Source organism: Pseudomonas sp. (assembly GCF_048269965.1).
Taxonomy (GTDB): Bacteria; Pseudomonadota; Gammaproteobacteria; order Pseudomonadales; family Pseudomonadaceae; genus Aquipseudomonas.
In genome coordinates this window covers 1-7035 of record NZ_JBLWTV010000045.1, presented here as the reverse complement: position 1 = coordinate 7035, position 7035 = coordinate 1, and the positions used below count along the sequence as shown (strand labels likewise).

The 7035-nt window shown below is 62.9% G+C and carries 4 protein-coding genes; 3 read left to right on the top strand and 1 reads right to left on the bottom strand.

Features of this window, described 5'->3' with window-relative positions; all coding sequences use genetic code 11:
• A partial coding sequence (locus tag ACN0X6_RS24685) for a methyl-accepting chemotaxis protein (protein ID WP_417707979.1) occupies positions 1 to 1070 on the top strand: 1070 nt, incomplete at its 5' end.
• A gap of 36 nt (positions 1071 to 1106) precedes the next feature.
• Here ACN0X6_RS24685 and ACN0X6_RS24680 read toward each other — a convergent pair.
• The gene (locus ACN0X6_RS24680) at positions 1107 to 2840 is read right to left on the bottom strand and encodes an AMP-binding protein (protein WP_417707977.1); all 1734 of its coding nucleotides are present in this window, start codon (positions 2838 to 2840) and stop codon (positions 1107 to 1109) included.
• 226 nt (positions 2841 to 3066) lie between these two features.
• Here ACN0X6_RS24680 and ACN0X6_RS24675 point away from each other — a divergent pair, with 226 nt between their 5' ends.
• Positions 3067 to 4329: an efflux RND transporter periplasmic adaptor subunit gene (locus ACN0X6_RS24675; RefSeq protein WP_417707975.1), complete on the top strand. Its 1263-nt coding sequence runs from the start codon at positions 3067 to 3069 to the stop codon at positions 4327 to 4329.
• Positions 4326 to 7035: efflux RND transporter permease subunit (locus ACN0X6_RS24670; RefSeq protein WP_417707973.1), on the top strand; the 2710-nt coding region annotated here is incomplete at its 3' end. The genes ACN0X6_RS24675 and ACN0X6_RS24670, both read left to right, overlap by 4 nt.

Below are 7035 nucleotides of genomic sequence, written 5' to 3'. Positions count from 1 at the left end.
GCACAGTCTGGCTGGGCCTGGTACTGCTTTGCGTAGCGGCGTTGCTGATTGGTCTGCTCAGCCTAGGGCTGGTGAACCGGCGCCTGGTCAATCCGATTACCCTGCTTATCCGGCAGATCGACCAACTCAGCGAAGGCCGCATGGGTGCCCCGATCCAAACTGATCGGCGGGACGAATTGGGCACGCTCGCCCGCGCGGCGAACCAGTTGCGCAGCTTTCTCGGTGACACCTTCAGCCAGTTGCAACGCAGCACCACCGAGCTGGATCGCGCCAGTGGCGAGCTGAATACCATCGCCACACGCATGGCCCAAGGCAGCCGCGACCAGTTCTCGCGCACCGATCAGGTCGCTACCGCCATGCAGGAGATGTCCGCCTCGGCAGCCGAAGTGGCGCAGCATGCTGCCGAAGCGGCCCGCGCGGCGGATGAGGCCGACAGCAACGCCCAGCAGGGCGGTCAGGTGATGCAGCAGACCATCAAGGGCATGCAGGAGATGCTGCAGCAGATTACCCACACCACCGAGGTGATTCGCCGCCTGGAAGGCGACAGCAACCGCATCGGCAAAGTGCTCGATGTAATCCAGGGCATTGCCGAGCAGACCAACCTGTTGGCGCTGAATGCGGCGATTGAGGCAGCACGGGCCGGTGAGGCGGGTCGCGGCTTTGCCGTGGTGGCCGATGAGGTACGCACCTTGGCGCAGCGCACCGCCGAATCTACCGCTGAAATTCAACAAATCATCAACAACGTGCAGAGCGGCGCATTGGAGGCAGTCAAGGCGATCGAGAATGGCCAGTCACGCAGCGAGACCAGCATGGGACAGGTCACCCAGGCTGGCGAGCGCCTGGGGCAGATTACTCAGGCCATCGAGTCGATTCGCGATATGAATCGGCAGATTTCGACCGCAGCCGATGAACAGACCAGCGTTGCCGAAGATATCTCGCGCAACATCACCGAGATTACCGACATTGCCAGCGCCAATCAGGCCGAAGTCGACAACACCTCGCGCGCCAGCCAGACCTTGCACGGCCTGTCAGGCGAGCTCAATACCCTGACCCAGCGGCTCTCGGCGTAGAGCCAATGCGGGTGGCGGCAGCCACCCGCATCGCTGTCAAGCGCTGACCGCGGCCGCCTGCTTCTGCTTTTCTTCTTCGTACAGCTCTTTCTTCGACAACTTGCCGACCGGGGTTTTTGGCAGCTCCGGGCGAATTTCCATGCTCTGCAGGCGTTCGTGCTTGCCCAGGCGACTGGCGAGAAAGTCCTGCAGGGTCTCGAAGCTGAAGAGCTCAACGCCGCTCTTCAGTTTGATGAAGGCCTTGGGGGCCTGGCCACGGTAGGCGTCGGCCACGCCAATCACCGAGACTTCCTCAACCCCGGGAAACTCGTAGATGGCCTCTTCAATGGTGCGCGGATACACGTTGTAGCCGCTGCACAGGATCATGTCCTTGGTGCGATCGACGATATACACAAAACCGTCGGCATCCATGTAACCAATATCGCCAGTGCGCAGAAAGCCCTCGCTGGTCATGGCTTCGGCGGTGGCATCGGGGCGGCGCCAGTAGCCGGCAGTGATATTCGGCCCTTTGATGCAGACCTCCCCTTTTTCACCCGCCGGCAGCTCCGTTTCACCGCCATCGAGTGGCAGGATGCGAATCTGCGAGCCCGGCACCGGCACACCGCAGGAGCCGGGACGCGGCGCCGCGTCTTTGGGGGTGAAGGTGCCCGTCGTGGTGGTCTCGGTCATGCCCCAGCCTTCGCGCAGGGTACAGCCCGAGCGGTTGAAATACTGCTGCTGCACCTCGACCGGCAGCGGCGCGCCGCCGGAGTTGGACATTTTCAGCGACGACAGATCGTAATCAGCCGTCGCCGGATGGCTGAGCAAACCAATAAACATGGTCGGCACGCCGGGGAAAGTGGTGATGCGGTTCTCGCTGATTTCCTTGAGCACGCTGAGCACGTCAAAACGCGGGTGCAGGTACAGCTCGGCAGCCGCACGCAGGCCGAAAATCATGTTTACCATCAAGGCGTAAATATGAAACGGCGGTAACACCGCCAGCACCCGCTCCTGCCCCGGCTCTACCGCCGCGCTCAGCACCTCGCGCAGCTGCGCGCAGGAGGCAGTGATATTGCCATGGGTGAGCATCGCGCCTTTGGGCACGCCGGTGGTGCCACCGGTGTATTGCAGCACGGCCAGGCAGGTATTCGGGTCGTCGAGGGCGTACGTTTGGTAGTCGCCCTGGTTGTCGAGTAACTGCGCAAAGCTGCTGCACTCGGCGCCGAGCTGCGGTGCTGCCTGCGGCCCCAGCAGGTCGCGTTGTTCCGCCGTCGCGCTGGTGCAGAACTCGGTCAACTCACCCACCACCAGATGGCGGAGCCGGGTACGTGCCAGCAAGGTAGCCATGCGCGGATAGAAGGCCTGCAAGCCCAGCGTGACCATGATGTCGGTCTCGCTGTCTTCGATCTTGTGCTCCAGGGTGCGCTCGGCGTCCAGCGGTGAGTAGTTCACCACGGTGCCACCGGCGCGCAACACACCCAGAAAGCTGATGAAATAGTGTGGGCAATTCGGCAAATACAATCCCACGTGCACGCCGGGCTTGACGCCCAGTCGCTGAAAGCCACGCGCCGCCTGCGCTACCTTGCTGGCCAATTCACGGTAGGTCATTTTGCTACCGAAGAAATCGATGGCCGAATTATCCGGAAATTCAGCCACCGCCGCGTCCAGCAAGGCGGGAATCGGTTGTGGGTCAAACGGCAGATCCCAACGGACGTTCTCGGGATAGGACGGAATCCAACGCGGTGCAGTAGCCACAGACAGTGCCTCCAGATAGGGGTTCGGCCCGGACACCGGCGCACCGTGTCGGGCTGTTTTATTTTGTCTCACGTTAGACCCACAATCGCATCAGGAGAACCCCTATCCATTGCAGATATGTTGCTCCATAGGCGGCACATCTGCCTGTCGCGCGCACGACAATGTTCTACATGCGCAAAGGACACGCAAGGCCCTTGCCCCGTGACCGGGCAACAGGCTATATAGGGCGGTCAAAACAATAACTGCCCCACTCGGACTTTCCATGCGTAAACGCCTTGTACCGATTCTGATCATTGCCGTCGGGATCGTCATCTTCATCCTGCTGCGCCTGACCCGTGATGAGCCAGCCCCGATAGGCTCACTGGAACGCAGCTGGCGTGTCGCCACCGAGGTTATCCAGCCGGACGCCTTCGCCCCCAGGCTCACGCTCTACGGCGAGCTGGAGTCGCCGCTGCTGTTTACCGTAGTCGCCCCCATGGCCGGCCGAGTGGCCGCATTACCGGCGCAGGACGGCGAGCAGGTAGCCGAGGGCCAGTTACTGATGGCGCTCGACGAGGCCGACATCGCGCCGCGCGTTGCGCAGGCCGAAGCCGACCTGGCAGATGCCCAGGCGCAACTGCAGAGCGAACAGACTGCACACCAGAACGACCTGCGCGCCCTCAAGCTGGAGCAACGCATTCAGGCCAACGCCCAGACCAACGTTGGCCGGGTCGAGCAATTGATTACCCGCGGCGCGCTGCCTGCTGCCGACCTGGAAAACAGCAAGGACGCGCTGGACCGCGCTGCCCTGACCGTTGCCAATCGCCAGCGCAGCATCAACAATTACCCCTCGCGCCTCAAAGCGGCGCAGGCGCGGGTGGACCGCGCGCAGGCTACCTTTGACAGCATGCAGCGCGATGCCGAGCGCAGCCGTTTCGCCGCCCCCTTCGATGGCATTGTCGGCAACGTGCAGGCCGCTGTGGGTGACCAGGTTAATGCCAATGCCGCCCTGCTCGACTTCTATCCATTGCAGGGCATGGAGCTGCGCGCCGTGGTGCCGCAGGTGCATAGCCAGAGCTTCATGCAGGCGCTGCAGGACGGCGGCGAACTGAAAGCTCGCAGCCTAGATCTGCAACCAGCCATCAGCCTGACCCTCAAACGCATCGCCGGCCAGGCCGACGCGCGCGGCGTGGAAGCGATCTTCAGCGTTGACCAGCCACAGCCCGGCCTGCGACTGGGTAACCTGCTGGCGATCAGCGTGGCCCGCCCAGTGCGTGACGACAGCGTCGCCCTGCCCTACAGCGCGCTCTATGGCAACGACACCCTGTACCAAGTGCTGGATGGCCGCCTGCAGCGCATTGAGGTGCAGCGCGTAGGCGAAACCCTGAACGAACAGGGTGAGCGCCGCGTGCTGGTGCGCTCACCCAAACTGAGCGGCGGCATGGAAATCGTCACTACCCACCTGCCCAACGCGGTGCAGGGGCTAAAAGTCGACACTGGCGCGCCATCTCCTGAGGCTGACGACAGCACAGGGCCACGGCCATGAACGAGAGCAGTCCACTGGCGTTTTTTGTCCGCCACAAGGTGGCCGCCAACCTGTTGATGCTGGTCATGCTGATGGGTGGCATGCTGGGCCTCAGTCGCATGAACATCCAGTTCTTTCCGACCTTCGCGCTCGACTTTGTCACCATCCGCGTGGTCTGGAACGGCGCCGCCGCCGAGGATATCGAACAGGCCATTACCATTCCGCTGGAGCAGCGCCTGCGCAGCATCCAGAACCTTAAGAATATGACCTCGACCTCGGCGCAAGGGGTATCCAGCATCACCCTGGAATTCCGTGAGGGTACCGATCCGGTGGTGGCGCTGGACGACGCACGCCAGCAGGTCGACGAATTCCGCAATCTGCCCGCCGACGCCGAGAAGCCCGAGGTCGTGCGTGTCGCCCGCTATGACCCGATTGCCAAGTTGCTGCTGTACGGGCCCTACGCGCCCCATGAGCTGCGCATCATTGCCAACCGGCTGGAAGATGACCTGCTCACCAGCGGTATCGACCGCATCGAAATCGCCGGCCTGCCGGAACAGCAGATCAGTATCGAAATTCCCAACACCACCCTGCAGCGCCTCGGCCTGTCACTCGATCAGGTAGCCGACCGGGTCAACGCCGAATCCCGCGATCTACCGGCCGGCCAGGCCGGTGAGCAGGACTCGGCGCGTGAGCTGCGCGCCATTGAACAGCGCCGCGACGCCGAAGAGTTTGCCAATATCCCGCTGCAACCCAACGGCACCAGCCACTTGCGCCTCGGCGACATCGCCGAGATTCGTCAGGAGCCGCGGCGCAACCAAGTCTTGCTGCGCTACGCCGGCCAGCCGGCGGTAGAGCTATCACTGCAGCGCGCTGAAGACGGTGATTCGCTGGAGGCCGCGCAGGCACTCAACGCCTGGCTGGAGCGAGTGCAGCCCAGCTTGCCACCAGAGCTGAAGATCCACGTTTACGATCAGGCCTGGCAACTGATCAACGACCGTATCAGCCTGTTGGTGAACAACGGCCTGAGCGGTCTGGTGCTGGTTATGGTGCTGCTGTACCTGTTCCTGCCTGCGCGGGTTGCACTTTGGGTTGCCGTCGGGATTCCCACCGCCTTTCTTGCCGCCATGGCGGTGTTCTGGCTGATTGGCGGCTCGATCAATATGATTTCCCTGTTCGCCCTGATCATGGCGCTGGGGGTGATCGTCGACGATGCCATCGTAGTGGGCGAAGATGCCGACGCGCACTTCCGCGGAGGCGAGCAGCCGCAGCGCGCCTCGGAAGGCGCCGCCAAGCGCATGCTCTGGCCGGTGGTAGCCTCGTCGCTGACCACCATCGCCGCATTCATGCCGCTGCTGATGGTTGGCGGCATCTTCGGCAACATTCTCGGTGACATTCCCACCGTGATGATCTGCGTGTTGATTGCCTCGCTACTGGAATGCTTTGTGGTGCTACCGCACCACCTGCGCTCTGCGTTCCAGCCAGGCAGCAAAAAGGCGCCCGGCACCTCACGCAGCGCACGCCTGGTCGCCCGCATCGACGGCGTACGCGAACGCTTCGACAGCGGCTTCAACCGCTTCCGCGATGGCCGTTTCCGGCGTTTTTCGCAGCTCGCGCTGCGTTATCGTGGCGCTACCCTTGCCAGTGCGCTGGTGGCAGTCATGCTCACCATAGGTTTGATGAGCAGCGGCCGTATCGGCTTCAGCTTCTTCCCGACGCCCGAGCCGCAGATGCTGCAGGCCAACGTCAGCTTTGTGGCCGGTACCCCGCGTGACACCATGATCCGCTTCATGCGGCATCTGGAGCAGACCCTGGAACAAACCGAGAGCGAGCTGGGCGGTGATCTGATCCTCACCGCGGTGACCCGCGAGGGTCAGGTCATCAGCGAGAACGCCGGCGCGCGTCAGGGCGACAATCTGGGCGCCATGCTGATCGAGATGGTCTCGCCGGATCACCGCACGGTGCGCAACAAGACCTTTATTCGTGCCTGGCGTGAACGTATTCAACTGGTGCCCGGCATCGATCAGCTAAACATCACCGAACAGGCCGGTGGCCCGCCCGGCAAAGACGTGGATGTGCGCCTGACCGGCAGCGATCCCGAGCAATTGAAGAACGCCGCCGAGGCGCTGTCGATCATGATCGGGTCGATTGAAGGCGTGCTCAGCACCGAAGACGATATGTCCTGGGGCCGCGAGCAGCTGGTTTACAGCCTGACCCCCTACGGCCAGTCGCTGGGCCTCAGCATCCAGAGCGTCGGTCGCCAGCTGCGCGCCGCCTATGACGGCCGCCTGGCGCAGATCTATCAGGAAGACCAGGACGAGATCGAGGTGCGCGTGCAACTGCCGCGCAGTGAGCGCGAAAGCCTTGCCAGCCTGAACGAACTGAGTATTCGCCTGGATGACGGGCGCTTCGTACCGCTCGGCCAGGTGGTGCAGTTCGGCAATAACCAGGGCTTTGAAGCGCTGCGCCATGCCGATGGCATGCTCGCCACCGATGTCACGGCAGATATCGACCTGTCGCAAACCACCGCCGGCCAGGTGCTGAACAGCATCAGCCGCGAACTGCCGGCGCTGAGCAGCCAGTACAACGTGCGCTATAGCTTTGAGGGGCGCTCGGTCGACCAGCAGGAAACCATGTCCGACATGGGCACCGGCCTGATCATCGGCCTACTGCTGATGTACGCGGTACTGGTGTGGGTGTTCTCGTCGTGGAGCACACCGCTGATCGTCA

Bases quoted from the DNA above. Each gene is read 5' to 3' on its own strand.
- ACN0X6_RS24675 (WP_417707975.1), top strand. From the start codon at position 3,067: ATGCGTAAACGCCTTGTACCGATTCTGATCATTGCCGTCGGGATCGTC.